At 61.4% G+C, this 18,900-nt stretch carries 17 protein-coding genes and 3 tRNA genes; 8 read left to right on the top strand and 12 right to left on the bottom strand.

The features are described from left to right. Window positions 1-8: 8 nt before the first annotated feature. Window positions 9-2,396, top strand: a complete 2,388-nt coding sequence (locus tag EL335_RS10925) for a GspE/PulE family protein (protein WP_431306268.1) — start codon at window positions 9-11, stop codon at window positions 2,394-2,396. Continuing rightward, window positions 2,384-4,012, top strand: coding sequence for a GAF and HD-GYP domain-containing protein (locus tag EL335_RS10920; protein ID WP_172600089.1), 1,629 nt, complete (start codon window positions 2,384-2,386; stop codon window positions 4,010-4,012). The genes EL335_RS10925 and EL335_RS10920 overlap by 13 nt, the downstream gene beginning before the upstream one ends. A gap of 29 nt (window positions 4,013-4,041) precedes the next feature. On the opposite strand, the gene EL335_RS10915 is transcribed toward EL335_RS10920, so the two are convergent. Together EL335_RS10915 and EL335_RS10910 are read right to left on the bottom strand one after the other, a co-directional pair. Beyond that, window positions 4,042-4,428, bottom strand: coding sequence for a type II toxin-antitoxin system VapC family toxin (locus tag EL335_RS10915; protein ID WP_126446849.1), 387 nt, complete (start codon window positions 4,426-4,428; stop codon window positions 4,042-4,044). Next, on the bottom strand, window positions 4,425-4,658 hold the full coding sequence (locus EL335_RS10910) for a type II toxin-antitoxin system Phd/YefM family antitoxin (protein ID WP_126446847.1): 234 nt from the start codon (window positions 4,656-4,658) through the stop codon (window positions 4,425-4,427). The genes EL335_RS10915 and EL335_RS10910 overlap by 4 nt, the downstream gene beginning before the upstream one ends. 295 nt (window positions 4,659-4,953) lie before the next feature. Here EL335_RS10910 and EL335_RS10905 point away from each other — a divergent pair, with 295 nt between their 5' ends. Continuing rightward, window positions 4,954-5,430, top strand: a complete 477-nt coding sequence (locus EL335_RS10905) for a pilin (protein ID WP_126446845.1) — start codon at window positions 4,954-4,956, stop codon at window positions 5,428-5,430. 174 nt (window positions 5,431-5,604) lie between these two features. Here EL335_RS10905 and EL335_RS10900 read toward each other — a convergent pair whose 3' ends face one another. The 10 genes from EL335_RS10900 to EL335_RS10855 form a co-directional block, all read right to left on the bottom strand. Further along, window positions 5,605-6,084 (bottom strand): hypothetical protein, encoded by a 480-nt coding sequence (locus tag EL335_RS10900; RefSeq protein ID WP_126446843.1) that lies wholly within the window; start codon window positions 6,082-6,084, stop codon window positions 5,605-5,607. A gap of 32 nt (window positions 6,085-6,116) precedes the next feature. Further along, window positions 6,117-6,192 (bottom strand) — tRNA-Lys (locus tag EL335_RS10895). Window positions 6,193-6,214: 22 nt separating this feature from the next. Beyond that, window positions 6,215-6,290: transfer RNA gene (locus EL335_RS10890), tRNA-Lys, on the bottom strand. An 8-nt stretch (window positions 6,291-6,298) separates the two neighbouring features. After that, a tRNA-Ala gene (locus EL335_RS10885) sits at window positions 6,299-6,374 on the bottom strand. 78 nt (window positions 6,375-6,452) lie between these two features. Continuing rightward, complete coding sequence (locus EL335_RS10880) at window positions 6,453-7,346, bottom strand: CoB--CoM heterodisulfide reductase iron-sulfur subunit B family protein (protein ID WP_126446841.1); 894 nt, start codon at window positions 7,344-7,346, stop codon at window positions 6,453-6,455. Between the two features lie 26 nt (window positions 7,347-7,372). Continuing rightward, entirely contained in the window at window positions 7,373-7,993 is a 621-nt protein-coding gene (locus tag EL335_RS10875; protein ID WP_126446840.1) for a 4Fe-4S dicluster domain-containing protein, read from the bottom strand. Between the two features lie 16 nt (window positions 7,994-8,009). Then, window positions 8,010-10,253 (bottom strand): hydrogenase iron-sulfur subunit, encoded by a 2,244-nt coding sequence (locus EL335_RS10870; protein ID WP_126446838.1) that lies wholly within the window; start codon window positions 10,251-10,253, stop codon window positions 8,010-8,012. 2 nt (window positions 10,254-10,255) lie between these two features. Continuing rightward, window positions 10,256-11,539, bottom strand: coding sequence for a CoB--CoM heterodisulfide reductase iron-sulfur subunit A family protein (locus EL335_RS10865; protein ID WP_126446836.1), 1,284 nt, complete (start codon window positions 11,537-11,539; stop codon window positions 10,256-10,258). Window positions 11,540-11,851: 312 nt separating this feature from the next. Next, window positions 11,852-12,367 (bottom strand): metallophosphoesterase family protein, encoded by a 516-nt coding sequence (locus EL335_RS10860; protein ID WP_126446835.1) that lies wholly within the window; start codon window positions 12,365-12,367, stop codon window positions 11,852-11,854. Beyond that, window positions 12,364-12,780, bottom strand: a complete 417-nt coding sequence (locus tag EL335_RS10855) for a hypothetical protein (RefSeq protein ID WP_126446833.1) — start codon at window positions 12,778-12,780, stop codon at window positions 12,364-12,366. The genes EL335_RS10860 and EL335_RS10855 overlap by 4 nt, the downstream gene beginning before the upstream one ends. A 118-nt stretch (window positions 12,781-12,898) precedes the next feature. On the opposite strand from EL335_RS10855, the gene EL335_RS10850 reads away from it, so the two are divergent. The 5 genes from EL335_RS10850 (at window position 12,899) to dsrE2 (ending at window position 18,752) form a co-directional block, all read left to right on the top strand. Continuing rightward, window positions 12,899-15,769: a molybdopterin oxidoreductase family protein gene (locus EL335_RS10850; protein WP_284155341.1), complete on the top strand. Its 2,871-nt coding sequence runs from the start codon at window positions 12,899-12,901 to the stop codon at window positions 15,767-15,769. A 145-nt stretch (window positions 15,770-15,914) separates the two neighbouring features. Continuing rightward, complete coding sequence (locus EL335_RS10840) at window positions 15,915-16,646, top strand: 4Fe-4S dicluster domain-containing protein (RefSeq protein WP_126446827.1); 732 nt, start codon at window positions 15,915-15,917, stop codon at window positions 16,644-16,646. 29 nt (window positions 16,647-16,675) lie between these two features. Next, window positions 16,676-17,653, top strand: coding sequence for a dimethyl sulfoxide reductase anchor subunit family protein (locus EL335_RS10835; RefSeq protein WP_126446825.1), 978 nt, complete (start codon window positions 16,676-16,678; stop codon window positions 17,651-17,653). Between the two features lie 104 nt (window positions 17,654-17,757). Beyond that, complete coding sequence (locus tag EL335_RS10830) at window positions 17,758-17,985, top strand: sulfurtransferase TusA family protein (protein WP_126446824.1); 228 nt, start codon at window positions 17,758-17,760, stop codon at window positions 17,983-17,985. A 272-nt stretch (window positions 17,986-18,257) separates the two neighbouring features. Then, the gene (gene dsrE2, locus EL335_RS10825; protein WP_126447844.1) at window positions 18,258-18,752 is read left to right on the top strand and encodes a sulfur carrier protein DsrE2; all 495 of its coding nucleotides are present in this window, start codon (window positions 18,258-18,260) and stop codon (window positions 18,750-18,752) included. Window positions 18,753-18,900: the final 148 nt, after the last annotated feature.

The following is an 18,900-nucleotide window of genomic DNA, read 5'->3' as shown; positions in this document are numbered from 1 at the left end:
TGAGCGCAATCCTCAGTCCGCTGACCACCGGCACTGGCAGCGAAGCCTTGAGCCCGAGCGAGCTGGGCAGCCGGCTGGCATTCTTCAAGAACCTCCAGGCCGTCACCAACAAGATCCATGCGACCTCGAACATCGAGGAGATCATGCTCGAGCTCTCGCAGGACATCTGCGCGCTCTTCAATGCCGACCGGCTGACGATCTATACGGTCAGCGACGATCGCAGCTCGATCGTCTCGAAAGTGAAAACCGGGCTGAATTCGTTCCGCGACTTGCGGCTGCCGATTTCCGACCAGAGCATCGCCGGTTACGTCGCGCTGCAGCGGCAGGTGTTGAACATCCGCGATGTGTATGACGATGCCGAGCTGAAGGCGATCAATCCACACTTGCGCTTCCTGAAGGAAGTCGACCGTCGCACCGGTTATCGCACTCGGCAGATGCTGGTCGGCGCGATCGTCGATGCCCATACCGACGATCTGCTCGGCGTCGTACAGATCATCAACAACAAGGCCGGCACGCCATTTGCTGGCTATCAGGTCGAAGGCATCCGGGGATTATGTGAGACGCTGGCGATTGCTTTCACCCAGCGCAGGCGCCCCGAGCATGTCATCAAGACCAAATACGATCATCTCGTGCTCGATGCCGTGATCACCGCCGAAGAGCTCGATCTGGCCAGCAAGGCGGCGCGCCAAAAGAACATCGACATCGAAGAGGAGCTGATCACCGATTTCCAGGTCAAGCTGCCGGCGATCGGCATCGCGCTGGCGAAGTTCTTCGGTGTACCTTACGAGCCCTTCCGGCCGGACCGTATCAAACCGATGGACTTGATGAAAAACCTGCGCCGCGAATACGTCGAGCAGAACCAGTGGCTGCCGATCGAAGACGGCAAGGAAGGCATCGTCATCCTGACGCTCGACCCTGAGCAGCTGCGCAGTTCGCGCGTCGTCAACAACATCTTTCCGCGCAACAAGATCGTCTATCGCGTCACCACCAATCGCGAATTCCGGCAGACGGTCGAGCAGTTCTACGGCGGCGGCTTCAGCGACGACAGCGATGTCGGGGATCTGCTCGCGTCGATGGACGAGGGCGAAGGCGAGAGCGAAATCGGTGACGAGGTCTCCGCCGCAACCGACAACGAGCTCGTCAAACTGGTCAACAAGATCATCACCGACGCCTACAGCCAAGGCGCCTCGGACATCCACATCGAGCCGGGTATCGGCAAGGAGCGCGTGATCATCCGCTTTCGCAAGGATGGTTCGCTGCAAAAATACATCGAGATCCCGCACTCATATCGCAGCGCGATCGTCGCGCGCATCAAGATCATGTGCGATCTCGACATCTCGGAAAAACGCCGCCCGCAGGATGGCAAGATCAAGTTCAAGAAATTCGGGCCATTGGACATCGAGCTGCGCGTCGCCACGCTGCCGACCGCCGGCGGCGTCGAGGATGTCGTGATGCGCATCCTCGCCGGCGGCGAACCGATGCCGATCGAAAAGCTCGGCCTGTTGCCGCACAACGAAACCCGACTCAAGGAAAACGTCAGCAAGCCCTACGGCATCTTCTTCGTCTGCGGCCCGACCGGCTCTGGCAAGACGACCACGCTGCATTCGGTGCTCAAATATCTCAACACCCCGGACGTCAAGATATGGACCGTCGAAGACCCGGTGGAAATCACCCAGAAAGGTCTGCGCCAGGTGCAAGTGAACAAGAAAGCCGGGCTCGATTTCGCCACCATCATGCGCGCCTTCCTGCGCGCCGACCCGGACATCATCATGGTCGGCGAAATGCGCGATGCCGAAACCACGCGCATCGGCCTGGAAGCCTCGCTCACCGGCCATCTGGTGTTCGCCACGCTGCACACCAACAGCGCGCCGGAATCGATCGTCCGCCTGCTCGACATGGGCATGGACCCGTTCAACTTTTCCGACGCCCTGCTCGGCATCCTCGCCCAGCGGCTCGCCAAGCGCCTGTGCGTCAAGTGCCGTCAGCCCTATGTGCCGGAACCCACCGAGATCAAGCATTTCCTCACCGAATACTGCGAAGAACTGCAGGCAGTGGAAAGCTTCAAGCGTGACCCCAAGGCGGCGATGGAAGCCATCTACAAGGACTGGGTGAAAAAGTATGCGAACGAGAAAGGGCAATTCACCCTCTATCGCGCGCGCGAAGGTGGCGATTGCGAAGTCTGCGGCGGTACCGGCTACAAGGGCCGTATCGGTCTGCATGAGCTGATGGTCGGCACCGATGCCATCAAACGACTGATCCAGGAACACGCGCGTGTCGCGCGACTCTTGACCCAGGCGCTCGAAGACGGCATGCGTACCCTGAGGCAGGACGGCATGGAAAAGGTGTTGCAAGGCCACACCGACATGAAGCAAGTGCGTGCCGTATGCATCAAGTGACCGATAGCCACGACGAACTCTTTGCGCGGTTCGAACAGCTCAACGAGATCGGCGCCGCGCTCTCCAGCGAACGCGACATCGGCCGCCTGCTCGAGCGCATCCTCGTCGCCGCCAAGTCCATCACCGGCGCCGAGGCCGGCACGCTCTATCGCGTCACCGAAGATGGCAAGGCGTTGCGATTCTCGATCGCCCTGAATGATGCGCTCGGTCTCGCGCTCGGCGGTGCATCGGGCCGGCTGGCCGATTTTCCCGATCTGCCGCTCTTCGATGCTGCGGGAGAACCCAACCATGCCCTCGTCGCCGCCCATGCGGCGCTCACCGGCGAGACGGTGAATATTCCAGACGCCTACAGCGCCGTTGGTTTCGACTTCTCCGGTACCCGCCAGTTCGATCGGCGCACCGGCTACCGCTCGCAGGCCTTCCTCACCGTGCCGATGAAGAACCACGAAAACGAGATCATCGGTGTGCTGCAGTTGATCAATCCCCGCGATGCCGAGACGAACGCGATCCATGCCTTCACGCCGGCCGACCAGCATCTGGCCGAATCGCTTGCTTCCCAGGCCGCGATCGCGCTGACCAATCGCCAACTGATCGACCAGCTCGAAACGCTATTCGAATCCTTCATCCGCCTCATCAACCTGGCGATCGACGAAAAATCGCCCTACACCGGCGGCCATTGTCAGCGCGTGCCCGAGCTGGCGATGATGCTCGCCGAGGCAGTGAATAGAACCCAAAGCAGCCCGCTCGCCGATTTCACATTGTCGCCCGCCGATTTGCATGAGCTGAAGATCGCCGCCCTACTGCACGACTGCGGCAAGGTCACCACGCCGGTGCATGTCGTCGACAAAGCCACCAAGTTGCAGACCTTGTTCGACCGCATCGAGCTCATCGACACGCGCTTCGAGGTTGTCAAGCGCGACGTGCAGATCGCTACGCTGCGGCGCCTGCTCGAACTGCGCGCAGCGCAAAATGCCGAGGCCGAAGCCGCCTGCTGGGAATCCCTGCAGCGCGAGCTCGATGAGCTCGATGCCGAGCGCGATTTCCTGCGCGCGGTCAATCGCGGTAGCGAAGCGATGCGTCCGGAAGACCAGCAGCGCGTGCGCGACATCGGCACACAGCGGCAATGGCGTAACCCAGCCGGTGTCGAGACCGACTTTCTCGATGGCGACGAAATCGAAAACCTGACGATCCGTTCCGGCACGCTGACCACGCGCGAGCGCGAAATCATCAACCATCACATCGTCGCGACGATCAGGATGCTCGAAGCGTTGCCGTGGCCGAAGCACCTGAAGCATGTGCCCGAATATGCCGGCGGCCATCACGAACGCATGGATGGGCGCGGCTACCCGAAAGGGCTTACCCGTGAGCAGATGTCGCTACCCGCACGGCTGATGGGCATTGCCGACATCTTCGAGGCGCTCACCGCCAAGGATCGCCCCTACAAACCGGCGATGAAGCTCTCCCAGGCGCTGGCCATCATGGAGAAATTCGCCGCCAACGGCCATATCGACCCCGATCTGTTCGAGGTCTTCGTGCGCGAGAAAGTCTGGCTGCGATACGCGCAAACCTTCCTCGCGCCGGAGCAGATCGATCTGATGAATTGGCCTGCAGTGTGATGCGCTGACAGGTAGGCACGCCGCCAGCCTTACCAGACGATCTCTACCCCGAATGCCGCAAACACGGGATCACGGGTTATCAGCGGGGCCGCTTCGAGGGCGCTTTGTGCGGCAAGCATGCGATCGAACGGGTCCCGGTGTTCAATACAGAAGCTGCCGGCGCGCAGCGCATGCAGGTAGGTCACTGGCAGATGCTCGAAACCATCGGCCTCGACCAGTTCGTTGAAACGCGGGATCGCCACCTCGGCGATGGGCAGTTTGCCCAGCCGGTGTTTCGTCGCGATCTCCCATGCGCTTGCCGCGCTGACGAGAATCATATTGCGCTCGTCGGCGATCGTTTCCCGGGCGCGGACGGAAAGCTGGGCATCGTCGGTCATCCACCACAACAACGCGTGGGTATCGAGCAAGAATTTCATCGTCCTTCCCAGGCGGCCAGTTCTTCTTCGGGCAATGGCTCGAAGAAGGCGTCACCCACTTTCCCTTTGAGTCGTCCTGGTTGCCTTTTACCTTGGGCAGGTGCCAATGGCACGAGACGCGCATAAGGTTTGCCTGCTTTGGCCAGAATGATCTCCTGACCCGCATGCGCCTGCTCCAGCAGACGTGAGAAATGAGTCTTGGCATCATGTACATTGATCATTACCGCCATGTTGGATCCTCTATTGGTTTAGTCTCATGACTAAGTCTAGCATGCATCTCGCCCCCCGCAAAGGAGTGCAAAAGGTTTCTGAACTTATGCACGCAAGCTTCTGACGCTGAAACTCGGCGCTGGCGGGACGGCAGGGTGACGAAAATCGTCACATACTGACGATCGTTGCGGCCATGCCCGGTGATTTCAGGGCGTTTCCGGCGTGAAATCGGCTTTACCGACCTGGCACGTTGGTTGCAAAATCCCTCGCAGCACGCTCGAGTGCTTCAATCGAAGTCAACCAAAGGAGAGATCTATGAAACGCGTTCAACAAGGCTTCACCCTCATCGAACTGATGATCGTCGTCGCGATCATCGGCATTTTGGCTGCCGTCGCGCTGCCGGCGTATAAAGACTATACAGTCAAGGCAAAAATGTCCGAGGTCGTGCTTGCAGCGAGCGGCTGTCGTACCGCTATTACCGAAGCATATCAATCCGGCTCTGGCACCACAGGACCTGGTGCAAATAATTGGGGTTGTGAGTCCGCTACGCCGACGACCAAGTATGTGGCAAAAATTGAGACGACGAACGATGGTCAGATTCGGGTTACGACTCAAGGATTCAATGATACAGCCATTGATGGTAAGCTTCTTATTCTCACACCTTATGCGGATACTGCAGCCACGAACGCAATGACTGTAGCATCGGATATGGGCAAGCAAATCGCTGCATGGAAATGCGGAGATACGGGCACGACCGTTCCAACCAAATACCTGCCTGGTTCTTGCAAATAAGCTTTCTCGACGGTTAATGGTTTAGGAATCCTGCCAGCTTCAACCCCCGCTGCTGCGGGGGTTGTTGCGTTTACACAGCCCCTTCGCTGCCGTCCCGCCAGCGCCGACTATGCGATATGAGTCGGCGCCCGGCGGGACGCTTTCATTCCCGCCAGCGCCGACTTTCCCTCCTGATCAGCGCACGATGTCTTCGATCGCATCCACGACCATGCTGGTGCCGACGGCGATCAGCAGGATGTCGCCGGCGACCTGCACGTAACGATGCCGCGGCGGTGGGGGTGGCAGGCGAACGACCAGTTCGTAGGGCAATTCGTAATAACGCACATCGGCCGGCAGCGGGCGGCCAATGACCCATTTCTTCGCCTGCCCGGGCGGCAGGCAGCCATTGTGTTTCTTGGCCAGCCCCGGCGGGCAATGCCCGGCGCGCACCTGGGCGCCATAGTACTCGATGACTACACGGCGTGCGCCATCATCGAAGAAATAGCCGCCGCGTTCCCCGCGCTCGCGCTCACGCCACTCGTGCTTGTCTTTCTTGCCGTGTTTGTCGCCCGCCCAGTCCGGCTTGTCGGCGTGGGCGACGCCGATGGAAAGGATGCCGGCGGCCAGCCAGGCGGCGAGGCGGATCGGGGTGGTGTCGAGTCTGAAACGTTTCATGGTCGGCTCCAGAGCACTGCACGCGTGAGGGTTGGTGGGTGGTACAGGATTCGAACCTGTGACCAACTGGTTAAAAGCCAGCTGCTCTACCGACTGAGCTAACCACCCGCGCCCGTCGGGCGACGGGACTTGGTGGGCTGTGAAGGATTCGAACCTTCGACCTACGGATTAAGAGTCCGCTGCTCTACCAACTGAGCTAACAGCCCGGTGAATCTGGTGGACCGAAGGAGGATCGAACTCCCGACCTCCGCATTGCGAACGCGGCGCTCTCCCAGCTGAGCTATCGGCCCGAAAGGCGCGCATTATAGCGGTAAAAACGGCCGGTGCGGAAGAGCCTGCACCGGCCGCCCTTCCCCTTTGCTGCGTCCTTACTTGATGAATTTCTCCAGTACTTCGGCGCGGATCACCTGACCGTCGAGGCCGGTCTGCTTCAGGTCGCCGCCATAGGCGAGACCGAGCAGTTGCGAATAGAACACCACCGGCATGTTGAACTTGGTGCCGTGCTTCTTGTTGATCTCGGCTTGATACAGCTCGACGTTGGCCTGGCACAGCTGGCAGGGCGTGGCGATGACCTGCGCGCCGTGGTCATAGGCGGATTCGACGATGTCGCGGATCTGCTTGAAGGCCTTGTCGGGCTCGGAGAAGGCGAGTGCGCCGCCGCAGCAGGTGACCTTCTGATCGTAAGGCACGGGTTCGGCGCCGACGGTTTCGATCATCTTGTCGAGATACTGCGGGTTTTCGAAGGATTCGCCGGCGATGCCGAAGGGCCGGTTGGTCTGGCAGCCGACGTAGCCGGCGATCTTGACGCCGTCGAGCGGGCGCACGACCTGCGCCTTCATCTGCTCGTAGCCGATGTCCTCGATCAGCACTTCGACCATGTGCCGCGGCTTGACCTTGCCCTGGTAGCTCAGATTGACTTCCTTGAGGGCTTCGTTGGCATCGGCCTTCATGCTGCCATGTTCCTCGAAACGGCCCTTGGCATCACGCAGCGCCAGCCAGCAGGCCGGGCAGCCGGTGACCATGTCGTAACCGGGCATTTCCTGCTCGACGATCGCCATGTTGCGCGCGTTGAGCACCAGGCGCGGCAACTCGCCACCTTCGGCATAGGCGATCGAGGCGCCGCAGCAGTTCCAATCCGGCACTTCGTTGAGATCGATCTCCAGCTTTTCGCACATGTAGCCGAAGGAGTTGAGATAGTTCGAGGCCGAGGCGCCCTTTTGCGAGGAGCAGCCCGGATAGAACGCATACTTTTTCTTTGCCATGTTTGCTTGTCTCCTGTCAGGCGAGGCTAGGCCAACCTTCTGCGCTTGTCTTCGATTTCGCGCGCCTTGGCGATCATGCGCTGGATGCCGCTCTTGTCCTTGCAGGTGTGGCCGCCGAAGATCTCCATCGGGTTGAGACGCTTGGCCTTCATCATCCCCAGACCGATGTCCTTCATCGCCATCGCGTTCTTGATGCCCTGGCCGAAGCCATCGCGGAAGTACATCGCCAGCGAGAAGGTCATCTCATTGACACGCCCGTTCTTGACGACGTTTTTCCAGAACAACACCGCGATGTCGCGCGTCGGCTGGCCTTTCGGCGCGAGGCCAAGGCGATGCGCGTAGTTGGCCAGACCATGCATGATGTGGGTGATGGGGAGCTTCCTTGGGCAGCGCACGATGCAGTTGTAGCAGGAGGTGCACATCCACATCGAATCGGAGGTGAGCACTTCCTCGCGCTTGCCGGCACGGATCATCATGAAGATTTTCTGCGGGGAATGCTCCCAGTGCGGGCCAAACGGGCAGGAACCCGCGCAGACGCCACACTGCATGCACATCTTGACCCACTGGCCGTCTTCGACGCGTTCCTCGACCTCCTTGAGGAAGTTGTTCTTGTAGCGGGCGATGGCTTGGGTATTTGCTTCGCTCATGGTCTCTCTCCTTGGATCAGCCGAAGCCCTTCATGGGCGACGGGCCGAGCGCGTTGAGCTGCTCGACGTAGTCGTTGATCAGCTTGGCGACGCGCGCGCCATCGGTGATGGCGATTTCGTAGGTCTGCATGCGCTCGGGTTCGAGACCCATGCCCTTCATCGTGTCGCCGACCTTGCCGAGGCGGTAGTAGGCCATTTCCGAGCCCTTGACGAAGTGGCACTGGTAGTTCTCGCCTTTCTGGCAGCCCATCATCATCACGCCGTCGTAGCCGGAGTTGAGCGCGTCGGTGATCCAGATGGTGTTGACCGAGCCGAGGCAGCGCACCGGAATCACGCGCACGAAGGCGGAATAGGTGTGGCGCTGCATGCCGGCCATGTCGAGCGCCGGATAGGCGTCGTTTTCGCAGGCGAGGATCAGGATGCGCGGCTTTTCTTCGTCCTCGTCCGGCACCTCGACGGCCTTGACCTGCATGCCGACGGTGTCGCAGGAATAGTTCTCGAAGGAGATCACGCGCACCGGGCAGGCACCCATGCAGGTGCCGCAGCGCCGGCAGCGTTCCTCGTTGAACACCGGGAAACGCTTTTCGTCCTCGTCGATCGCGCCGAACGGGCATTCGACGGTGCAGCGCTTGCACTGCGTGCAGCCTTCGAGGCGCGCCTTCGGGAACGACAAATCCCAGGCGCGAGGATGCGCGGCGCGGCCCAGCGCGGCGTTCTCGACGGCCTGGATCGCTTTGAGCGCGGCGCCGGTGGCGTCTTCCTGGGCCTGATGCATGTCCATCGGCCGGCGCATCGGCCCGGCGGCATAGATGCCGGTGCGACGCGTCTCGTACGGGAAGCAGATGAAGTGCGAATCGGCGAAGCCATACTTGAGCTGCGGCATGTCCGGCCCCTGACGGTAATTCAGGTTGAGCACGGAGATCTTCTGCAGCTCGGCCTTCTTGGTCTTCGCCGCTTCGTCGCCAGACTCGGCGGCAGTCACGGTGGCCGTCCATTCGTCGAGGTTGACGCCGGCATTGGGCACCTGGCCGGTGGCGAGCACCACCAGATCGGCTTGTGTCGCGGTGTCCTCGTCGAGGATCAGATCCTTGAATTCGACCGTGCAGGTGTCCCCCCCGGTGACCTTGCTGGCCTTGCCCTTGGTGAAGATCACGCCTTTCTTCTGCGCGCTGCGGTAGAAGTCTTCACCCATGCCCGGCACGCGCAGGTCCTGATACATGACCACGGTGTCGATGTCCGGATTCTGGTCCTTGAAGTAGATCGCCTGCTTGATGCTCGTGCCGCAACAGTGGCCGGAGCAGTAGGGCAGGTGGGTGCCCGAATCGTCGCGCTGGCCGGCGCACTGGATGAAGACGACCGACTTGACTTCCTTGCCGTCCGCCCGCTTGATCGGCCCGCCGTTGGCGGCGCGCGCCAAGGCTTCGAGGCCGGCCTGGTCGACGACATTGGGCTGGCCGCCGCCCAGCTCGGGCAGCTTCTCGATCGGGTAGGTGGTGAAGCCGGAAGCCTGGACGATCGCGCCGCACAGCTCCTCGCTGACGCTGCCCGATTCGGCGGCGATCTTGACCTTGAAGCGGCCCGGCGCGCCGGCGGTTTCGGCGACGGTGGAATTGAGATAGACCTTGATGCGTGGGTTGCTGGTGATCTGCGCGGAAAGTTCCGCGGCGCCGGTCGGCTGCGGTTCGGCGTAAGGCATGTTGAAGGGCATGCGCTTCCACATCTGGTTCGCGAAGCCGCCGAGCTGGCCGGTCTTTTCGACCAGCACCACTTCGTAGCCGGCCTCGGCCGCCGCCTGGGCGGCCGTCATGCCGGACATGCCGCCGCCGACGACGAGGATCTTCTTGCTCGAAGACTCCTTGACGTTGCCGGCAGGCAAGGTCATCTTCTTGATCTCGGCGCAGCTCATGCGGATGTAGTCCTCGGCCATTTCCTGGCGCACTTCGTCGTGCTCGGCGCCTTCCGCGACCGCCCAGATCACACCTTCGCGCAGGTTGGCGCGGGAGAGCGCGACGGTCGGGAAATGGAACGCCTCGGCCTTGGCGCGCCGCGAACAGGCGGCGATGCAGACGTGGGTCACACCTTCATTGGCGATGTCGTCGCGGATCATCTTCACGCCTTCCTCGTTACAGAGGAAGGGATGGGTCTTGATGATCTGCATCTTGCCTTCGACTTTGGCAACCCTTTCGAGCTTGGCGACATCGAGGATGTCGCCGATGCCGCAGCCAGAGCAGAGGTAAGCAGCGAATTTGTTATCGGCCATGGTTACGCGGCCTCCGTGGAAGCAGTTTTGTGGATGACCTGGATGGAACGCAGGGCGGCTGCCGTGGCGCTTTGCACGGCGCGGTTGACGTCCAGCGGACTGGCCGCGGCGCCGGCGCCGAACATGCCGCCCGATTTCGAGCCTTCGATGAAGTGCGAGGAATCGAACACCAGGTCGTCCGGCAGCTCGACGCCGACGACTTCCGGCTCCATGCCGACGGCCAGCACGACGAGATCATGCTCGTTGGCATAGCGGTGATAGCCCTCGGTGTCGACGCCGTGCAGGATCGGGTTGCCGTTGGCTTCGTTGACCGCGATGCGCGCCACCTTCGATTTGACGAAGCTGACGTTCGGATCCTTCCGCACGTCCTGATAGAAATCTTCGAGGCGGTCGATGACGCGGATGTCGATGTAATAGACGGTCGACTTCGCCTCGGGATCGATCTCGCGCACGTACATGGTCTGCTTGAGTGTGGCCATGCAGCAGATGCGCGAGCAGTGACGCAGATGGTTTTCGTCGCGCGAGCCGGCGCACTGGATGAAGGCGATGTTCTTCGCGACCGCTCCGTCGGAGGGGCGCAACAGCTTGCCGCCCGTCGGGCCGCGCGGATCGGCGAGGCGCTCGAATTCGACGCTGGTGATCACGTTGTCGTAGCGGTCGTAGCCGTACGGCTGGATCTTGTTGGCGTCATAGGGATGCCAGCCGGTGGCCCAGACGATGCTGCCGACCTTGATGTCGATGGTCTGTTCCGGCATGGCCAGATCGACCGCGCCGTATTTGCAGGCGGCTTTTGCTGCTTCGCCTTCGGCCGTGCCGACGATCGACGGATCGATCACATAGCGCTGCGGATAGGCCATCGCATGCGGCAGATAGGCGGCCTTGACCTTGTCGAGGCCGTAGTTGAAGGCATTCGGCACCTCGGCGCTGACCGCGCGGCCGCAATCGCCGCAGGCGGTGCAGTTCTCATTGACGTAGCGCGGTTTCACCTTCAACGTGACGGTGTAATCGCCGCGGCTGCCGGTCACCGCCGCCACTTCGGTCATCGTCATCACGCGCACGTTCGGGTTGCCCTTGATGCGTTTGAGGTTGATCTCCAGACCGCAGGTCGGATGGCACATCTTCGGGAAATAGCGGTAGAGCTGTGAAGTGCGGCCGCCCAGCGAAGGGGTTTTCTCGGCCAGTATCACCTGCTTGCCGCATTCGGCCGCCTCGAGGGCCGCCGTCATGCCAGCGATACCGCCGCCGACGACCAGGATGGTCGAGTTGGTTGCGATTGAAGCTGTCATCAAGCCTCCGTTTGAGTGGGGTACAGCCAGGACGAAACTTCGGCGGCCTACGCTCGCTGGCATGGGCCGAAAACACCGCCACGGGTCGAGTGCCGCCAAAATCGGTTGCCGATTGTAGTCGCCAAATTTCGTGTCGGATCATGCGCCAGATCAAATCCGCGCGAGAATCTTCCTATGGATTGATAGAAGCTTTTGTTGCTGTTGCGCTGCAGCAGCTGCAGCGCCAACGGTGCCGTCCCCCAGCGCCGACTTCTCGAGGAGAGGAAGCGCCCGGCGGGGCGTCTTCATTTCCGACAGCGCCGACACTCAGCGTCAGCGCGGCAGGACGCGGATCTCGAATGTCATCGTCGCCAGATCGCCCATCGCCCAGGTGGCCTCCGGCGCACCCAGGCCGGCGACGGTGCCGGGATTGACGAGCCAGGTGCTGCCGCCCTTGACGTTCGGCTCGTGGCGGATTTCCGGCACGTGGCTGTGGCCGCAGCAAACGAGGTCGTAATCGCCGGTGCAGGCGAAGGCGCGGCCGATGTGCGGATAGTGGGTGATGAAGATCTTGCGGCCGCCGAGCTCGATCGCCGCGTCGTTGCCGTGATAATGCAGCAGGCCCTCTGAGCGGCAGGCGAGCTGGGCGAAGGCCACCGGGTCGCCGAGGTTGTTGCCATGCACGGCATGGATCGGCAGGCCGAGCTTGAGCGAAGCCTTGAGCGTGTTGATGCCGATCAAGTCGCCGCAATGGATCACCGCTTCGGCACCCTCGGTCTTCGCCAGCGCGATCGCCTCGGCGAGCAACGGCCCGCGGTCGTGGCTGTCGGAGACGATGCAGATTTTCATACGATCAGCGGCCCGAAGTATTCCTCGCCGTCGTTGGCTTTGGAAAAGTCGATCGAGTTGAGCGCGTTGCGGATCTTGCGGCTTTGTTCTTCCTGCTCGGCATGCACCTGCAGCAGCGTCACGACACAATCGCCGAGGTTGTCGTATTCGTCCTTGCCGGTGCCGAACAGCATCGCCTCGTTGTAGTAGAACAGGCAACGGTAGCGTTCATCGCCGGTCTTGAAGACGATGAAATTCGCGCCGTTTTCCTTCCACATGATCGAAGGGCACAGAGCGAATTCCTCCTTGAGCAAGTTGAGCTGCAGTTCGGCGTCGACCGGCTCCAGGGGCACCGCGTGACCGAAGCGTTCGATCAGGGTTTGACTGATCAGGTGTTTTTCTCTGGCGCTGAAGGGCTTGATGGGGCGGGGCATGGCATTTCTCCCGGACGATTCTCGATCCACTTATCAAACAATAAAAATTACCACCTTGTGGCAAGCTTGGCAGGCTGCGAGAATATCACCAAACCCTAATAATCAGGAGCCCCACAGAGTGAACGAAGCTTCCGTGCAGGAGGTCAAGAAGACGACCTGCTACATGTGCGCTTGCCGTTGCGGCATCCGCGTGCACCTCAGAGACGGCGAGGTGCGCTACATCGACGGCAACCCGGATCATCCGCTCAACAAGGGCGTGATCTGCGCCAAAGGTTCATCCGGGATCATGAAGCAATATTCGCCGGCACGCCTGACCCGTCCTTTGAGGCGCAAGGCGCATGCCGAACGCGGCACCGGAGAATTCGATCCGATCTCCTGGGACGAGGCGTTCGCGATCCTCGAGGAACGGCTCGGCAAGATCCGCGCCACCGACCCGAAGAAGTTCGCGCTGTTCACCGGCCGCGATCAGATGCAGGCCTTGACCGGTCTCTTCGCGCGCCAGTTCGGCACGCCCAACTATGCGGCGCATGGCGGCTTCTGCTCGGTCAATATGGCGGCCGGCATGATCTACACCATCGGCGGCTCGTTCTGGGAATTCGGCGGGCCGGATCTCGACCGTGCCAAGCTGTTCGTGATGATCGGCACCGCCGAGGATCACCATTCCAATCCGCTCAAGATCGCCATCTCGCAGTTCAAGCGCAATGGCGGTCGCTTCGTCTCGATCAACCCGGTGCGCACCGGCTACTCGGCGATCGCCGACGAGTGGGTGCCGATCCGGCCGGGTACCGATGGCGCCTTCTTGCTGGCGGTGATCCACGAGATCATCGCCAAGGGTCTCTACGACCGCGACTTCCTCGTCCAGTATTCGAACGCCGGCGAGCTGGTGAATTGCGACGAAACGAGTGACGAGTTCGGCATGTTCCTGCGCACCGAGGTGCCGGAGGAAGAGGCCTGCTACGACCCGCAGGACAAGCTGTGGTGGGATCGCAAGACCAACCGGCCGGTGGTCACGCACGCCGAAGGCGCCGATCCCTGTCTGCTGGGCGAGTTCGAGATCAACGGCACGAAAGTGAAACCCGCCTTCCAGCTGCTCGTCGATCGCGTCAAGGACTACACACCGGAGTGGGCCGAGGGGGTGACCGGCATTCCCGCCGACACCATCCGCCGTCTGGCCTACGAGATGGGTGTCACCGCGCGCGACCAGAAAATCGAGCTGCCGATCGGCTGGACCGATGCCTGGGGCAAGGAACACGACACGGTGAGCGGCAACCCGGTCGCCTTCCACGCGATGCGTGGTCTGGCGGCCCATTCGAATGGTTTCCAGACCATCCGTGCGCTCGGCATCCTGATGTCGATCCTCGGCACCATCGACCGGCCCGGCGGCTTCCGCCACAAGGTGCCCTTCCCGCGGCCGATCCCGCCCTGCGCGCGCACGCCGAATCATCCGAACGCCGTGCAGCCGGGGAAGCCCTTGGATGGCATGGCGCTCGGCTGGCCGGCCGATCCGGACGATCTGTTCGTCGATGACCAAGGCAACCCGGTGAGGATCGACAAGGGCTTTTCCTGGGAGTATCCGCTCTCGGTGCATGGCCTGATGCACAACGTCATCACCAACGCCTGGCGCGGCGATCCCTACCGCATCGACACGCTGCTGATCTTCATGGCCAACATGGCCTGGAACTCGACGATGAACGCCGTCGAGGTGCGCAAGATGCTCAACGACAAAGACGAGAACGGCGAATACAAGATCCCCTTCATCGTCGTCGCCGATGCCTTCCAGTCCGAGATGACGGCCTTCGCCGACCTGATCCTGCCGGATACGACCTATCTGGAACGCCATGACGTGATGTCGCTCCTCGATCGGCCGATCTCCGAATTCGATGGCCCCGTCGACGCGGTGCGGATCCCGGTCGTTCCGCCGCTGGGCGAATGCAAGCCCTTCCAGGAGGTGCTGATCGAGCTGGGTTCGCGCCTGAAGCTACCCGCCTTCGTGACCAAGGAGGGCAAGCGCAAATACCGCGACTATCCGGATTTCATCGTCAATTACGAAACCGAGCCGGGCTCCGGCATCGGTTTTCTGGCCGGCTGGCGCGGCAAGGGCGGCGAGAAACACCTGCGCGGCGAGCCGAATCCGAACCAGTGGGAAATGTATGCGAAGAACGACTGCGTCTTCCATTACGAGCTGCCGAAGAGCTACCAGTACATGAGGAACTGGAACCAGGGCTACCTCGAATGGTCGCAGCGCAACCGCATCACGCGTTACGCCGAGCCGATCCTGATCAATATCTATTCCGAGGTGCTGATGCGCTTTCGCCAGGCGGCGCAGGGCAAGGGCTTCTCGCGCAAGCCGCCGGCGCATCTGGCCAAGCGCGTCAAGACCTTCTTCGATCCGCTGCCCTTCTATTACGACCCGCTCGAAGCGCAGGTGACCGACAAGCACAAATATCCGCTCGCGGCGATCACGCAGCGGCCGATGGCGATGTATCACTCGTGGGACTCGCAGAACGCCTGGCTGCGGCAGATCCACGCCCACAATGTCCTCTACGTGAATACCCACACCGCACGGGTCAATGGCATCGAGGACGGCGACTGGATCTGGGTCGAGTCGCAATGGGGCAAGGTCAAATGCATCGCCAAGCATTCCGAGGCGGTCGAGCCCGGCACGGTGTGGACCTGGAACGCGATCGGCAAGGCAGCCGGCGCCTGGAATCTCTCGCCCGATGCCAACGAGTCGCAATTGGGTTTTCTGCTCAACCACCTGATCAGTGAGGAGCTGCCCTCCTGCGAGCGCGGCTCGAATCGGCGTGTCTCCAACTCCGACCCGATCACCGGTCAAGCCGCCTGGTATGACGTACGCGTGCGCCTCTACAAGGCGGAAGTCGGCGCTGGCGAGACGGCAACCGAACCTCGGTTCCCGCCGCTCAAGCCGTATCCCGGCCAAGCCGCACGCAAGTCGATCTGGAACTACTTTGCGGGGAAGAACAAATGAAACCTCTGCCTAGCTTGCTGCGCGGGCGGTCTGCTGCGTTGCGCGGTGCTCGCTCCCTCGCCTATCTCTTTGATATGTCTCGGTCGCTGCGCTCCGTGCGCCTTGCATCCCATCCCGCTCGCGGCGTTATGCAGAGGTTTCACAAATGACACAACTCGCGCTCGTGATCGACCTCAACGTCTGCGTCGGCTGCCATGCCTGCGTCACCAACTGCAAGGAGTGGAACACTTCCGGCGCGGCCGGCCCACTGGTCGATTTGAACCCCTATGGCAAGGATCCGACCGGCACTTTCTTCAACCGCGTGCAGACCTTCGAGGTCGGCGAATTCCCGCACACCGAGACCGTGCATTTTCCGAAATCCTGTCTCCACTGCGAGGAGCCACCCTGCGTGCCGGTGTGCCCGACCGGCGCCTCCTACAAGCGCCAGGAGGATGGCATCGTCCTCGTCGACTACGATAAGTGCATCGGCTGCAAGTATTGCTCGTGGGCCTGCCCCTATGGCGCGCGCGAGCTCGACTTGCACCAGAAGGTGATGAAGAAATGCACGCTGTGCGTCGATCGCATCTACGACACGACGATGACGGCCGAAGAGCGGCGCCCTGCCTGCGTGCGCGCCTGCCCGACTGGCGCGCGCCTGTTCGGCGACATTCACGACCCCGAGTCGGAGGTCTCGCGCGCGATCCGCGAAAATGGCGGCTATCAGCTGATGCCCGAATGGGGCACCCATCCGGCCAACCACTACCTGCCGCGGCGCAAGACGCAGATCCGCATCCGCGAGGATGAGCTGGAGCGCGCCGACAATCCGCTCAAGATCGACCGTCAGCTGCCCAGGCCGGAAAAGGCCGAGCCGGCGCTCGACGACGTGACGTCGTGGTAATCCCTGATTCCTGATCCCTGACCTCTGTCATGCATCCCGCGTTCTCCGTCATTTTCCTCACCACGCTGATCGGCGCCGGCCAGGGCCTGTTCCTCGCCCTGTTCACCGTCGAGTCCTACGCCGCCTTCGGCCTGCTGCCGATGCCCTCGGGCGACTTCTATGCCGTCGGCAGCGCGATCGCCTTCGTGCTGCTGGTGCTGGGCCTGATCGCCTCGTTCTTCCATCTGGGCCATCCCGAGCGCGCCTGGCGCGCCGCGGCGAAGTGGCGCACTTCCTGGCTGTCGCGCGAAGTGATCGTGTTGCCGGCCTTCATGGGCATGGTAGCGCTCTACGGCCTCGCGCACTGGCTCGGCTTCAACCCCGTTTTCGCGCAGCTGCCGAGCGGCGCGCCGGTCAATCTCACCGCGGTGCTCGGCGCGATCGCCTGGTTGCTGGCCTTCGCGCTCTACATCTGCACCGGCATGATCTATGCATGCCTCAAGTTCCTGCGTGAATGGCATACGCCGCTGACCGTGATCAATTACATTCTGCTCGGCGGCGCTTCCGGATTCAGCCTGGGTGCGGCGCTCGCTGCGGCGCTGGCGCCCGCCGTGATGCCTCTGCTGGCGGGCTGGGCGATGATCATCACCTTTCTCGGCCTGGTGGGTCGGTCGGCGACGCTGATCCGCAATGCGCGGCTGAAACCCAAATCGACCCTGCAAACCGCGATCGGTGTCAAACACCCGAAGATCGTGCAAAAGAGCATGGGCCTGATGGGGGGTAGCTTCAACACGCGCGAATTCTTTCATGGCCAGAAACCTCAGCGATTGCGTGCCGTGAAGTGGCTGTTTCTGCTGCTGGCCTTCGTCGCGCCCATCATCCTGCTTGGCATGGGAATGTCGATGGTGGCCGGCGGCGTGCTGCTCTCCGCTTTCGTCATCCAGTATCTCGGCCTGCTGGCGGAGCGCTGGTTCTTCTTCGCCCAGGCCAACCATCCGCAGAATCTCTACTACCAGTCTGTGGCTTGATTTTCTTCGATTCCCATAAGTTTCTGCGATTGCCGGCAAGACGAATGGGCTATATCATTGGACGCTGTAATTCCAACCACCCACAACTCATCGGAGGATAGACAATGAATTTCGATCGCGAACTGGATGCCCGTGGTCTCAACTGCCCGCTGCCCATCCTGCGTGCCAAGAAGGCGCTGGGCGAAATGCAAAGCGGCCAAGTGCTGCGCATCATCGCCACCGACCCGGGTTCCGTGAAGGATTTCGCGGCCTTTGCCAAGCAGACCGGCAACGAGCTGCTCTCCAGCGCCGAGAACAACAAGGAATTCGAGTTCTACATCAAGCGCAAGTAAGCGCCAAGTCGGCGCTGGCAGCACGGCAATACAAAAAAGACAAAAGAGTCAGAGCGCCTGTCGGGCGCTTTGACTTATTGATGCGCGAATAAATAAGTTTGTTTCGCTGCTGCGCCGCGATGTAGTGCATCATCCGCCGCACGAATGTCATGGAGGAAGGCATGAGCACCAACCCCGAAATCGAAGCATTGATCAACCAAAAACTCGACGAGTTGCTGCCCCAGAAGCTCGAAGCGCTGTTGCAGGAACGCGAGGAATCGAAGACCCCGTCGATGGCCATCATCGCCACCAAGGGCACGCTGGACTGGGCCTATCCGCCCTTCATCCTCGCCTCCACCGCCGCCGCGCTGGGCTGGGATGTCTCGTTGTTTTTCACCTTCTACGGCCTCAATCTGGTCAAGAAGGATGTCTCCGACCTCAAGGTGAGCCCCCTGGGCAATCCCGGCATGCCGATGAAGATGCCGTTCGGACCCGACTGGTTCAAGAGCATCAACTGGAACATCCCGAACATCATCCAGGCCAACATCCCCGGCTTCGAAAGCTTGGCCACCAGCCTGATGCAGCAGACCATCAAGAACAATGGTGTCGCGAGCATCGCCGAGCTGCGCGAGCTATCGATGGAAGCGGGCGTCAAGTTCGTCGTCTGCCAGATGACCGTCGAGCTGTTCGGCTTCCATCAGGACGAGCTGATCGACGGGATGGACTATGTCGGCGCCGCCTCCTTCCTGCCGGTGGCGCAGAAGGCGGATGTGACGCTGTTCATCTGACAGCGGATAAGTAAATCAGCATTTACTTATTTGTAGTATCGACGCAACGAATGGAACGTCAGGCGGGCTGGCAAGAAGGAAGGGGCTTGCGAGCTGCGCCAAACAGGCCATAAATTGCTTCTCGCAGCCCAATTGATCGGGCAGCGAT

This window comes from Sulfuricystis multivorans (assembly GCF_003966565.1).
Classification (GTDB): Bacteria; Pseudomonadota; Gammaproteobacteria; order Burkholderiales; family Rhodocyclaceae; genus Sulfuricystis; species Sulfuricystis multivorans.
This window is presented reverse-complemented; position numbering and strand designations above follow the sequence as displayed.

What these genes read in the sequence shown, in the direction of transcription:
- EL335_RS10920 (WP_172600089.1), top strand. Translation starts at nt 2,384, where the DNA reads ATGCATCAAGTGACCGATAGCCACGACGAACTCTTTGCGCGGTTCGAA.
- EL335_RS10915 (WP_126446849.1), bottom strand. Translation starts at nt 4,428, where the DNA reads ATGAAATTCTTGCTCGATACCCACGCGTTGTTGTGGTGGATGACCGAC.
- EL335_RS10910 (WP_126446847.1), bottom strand. Translation starts at nt 4,658, where the DNA reads ATGGCGGTAATGATCAATGTACATGATGCCAAGACTCATTTCTCACGT.
- EL335_RS10905 (WP_126446845.1), top strand. Translation starts at nt 4,954, where the DNA reads ATGAAACGCGTTCAACAAGGCTTCACCCTCATCGAACTGATGATCGTC.
- EL335_RS10900 (WP_126446843.1), bottom strand. Translation starts at nt 6,084, where the DNA reads ATGAAACGTTTCAGACTCGACACCACCCCGATCCGCCTCGCCGCCTGG.
- EL335_RS10880 (WP_126446841.1), bottom strand. Translation starts at nt 7,346, where the DNA reads ATGGCAAAGAAAAAGTATGCGTTCTATCCGGGCTGCTCCTCGCAAAAG.
- EL335_RS10875 (WP_126446840.1), bottom strand. Translation starts at nt 7,993, where the DNA reads ATGAGCGAAGCAAATACCCAAGCCATCGCCCGCTACAAGAACAACTTC.
- EL335_RS10870 (WP_126446838.1), bottom strand. Translation starts at nt 10,253, where the DNA reads ATGGCCGATAACAAATTCGCTGCTTACCTCTGCTCTGGCTGCGGCATC.
- EL335_RS10865 (WP_126446836.1), bottom strand. Translation starts at nt 11,539, where the DNA reads ATGACAGCTTCAATCGCAACCAACTCGACCATCCTGGTCGTCGGCGGC.
- EL335_RS10860 (WP_126446835.1), bottom strand. Translation starts at nt 12,367, where the DNA reads ATGAAAATCTGCATCGTCTCCGACAGCCACGACCGCGGGCCGTTGCTC.
- EL335_RS10855 (WP_126446833.1), bottom strand. Translation starts at nt 12,780, where the DNA reads ATGCCCCGCCCCATCAAGCCCTTCAGCGCCAGAGAAAAACACCTGATC.
- EL335_RS10840 (WP_126446827.1), top strand. Translation starts at nt 15,915, where the DNA reads ATGACACAACTCGCGCTCGTGATCGACCTCAACGTCTGCGTCGGCTGC.
- EL335_RS10835 (WP_126446825.1), top strand. Translation starts at nt 16,676, where the DNA reads ATGCATCCCGCGTTCTCCGTCATTTTCCTCACCACGCTGATCGGCGCC.
- EL335_RS10830 (WP_126446824.1), top strand. Translation starts at nt 17,758, where the DNA reads ATGAATTTCGATCGCGAACTGGATGCCCGTGGTCTCAACTGCCCGCTG.
- dsrE2 (WP_126447844.1), top strand. Translation starts at nt 18,258, where the DNA reads ATGGCCATCATCGCCACCAAGGGCACGCTGGACTGGGCCTATCCGCCC.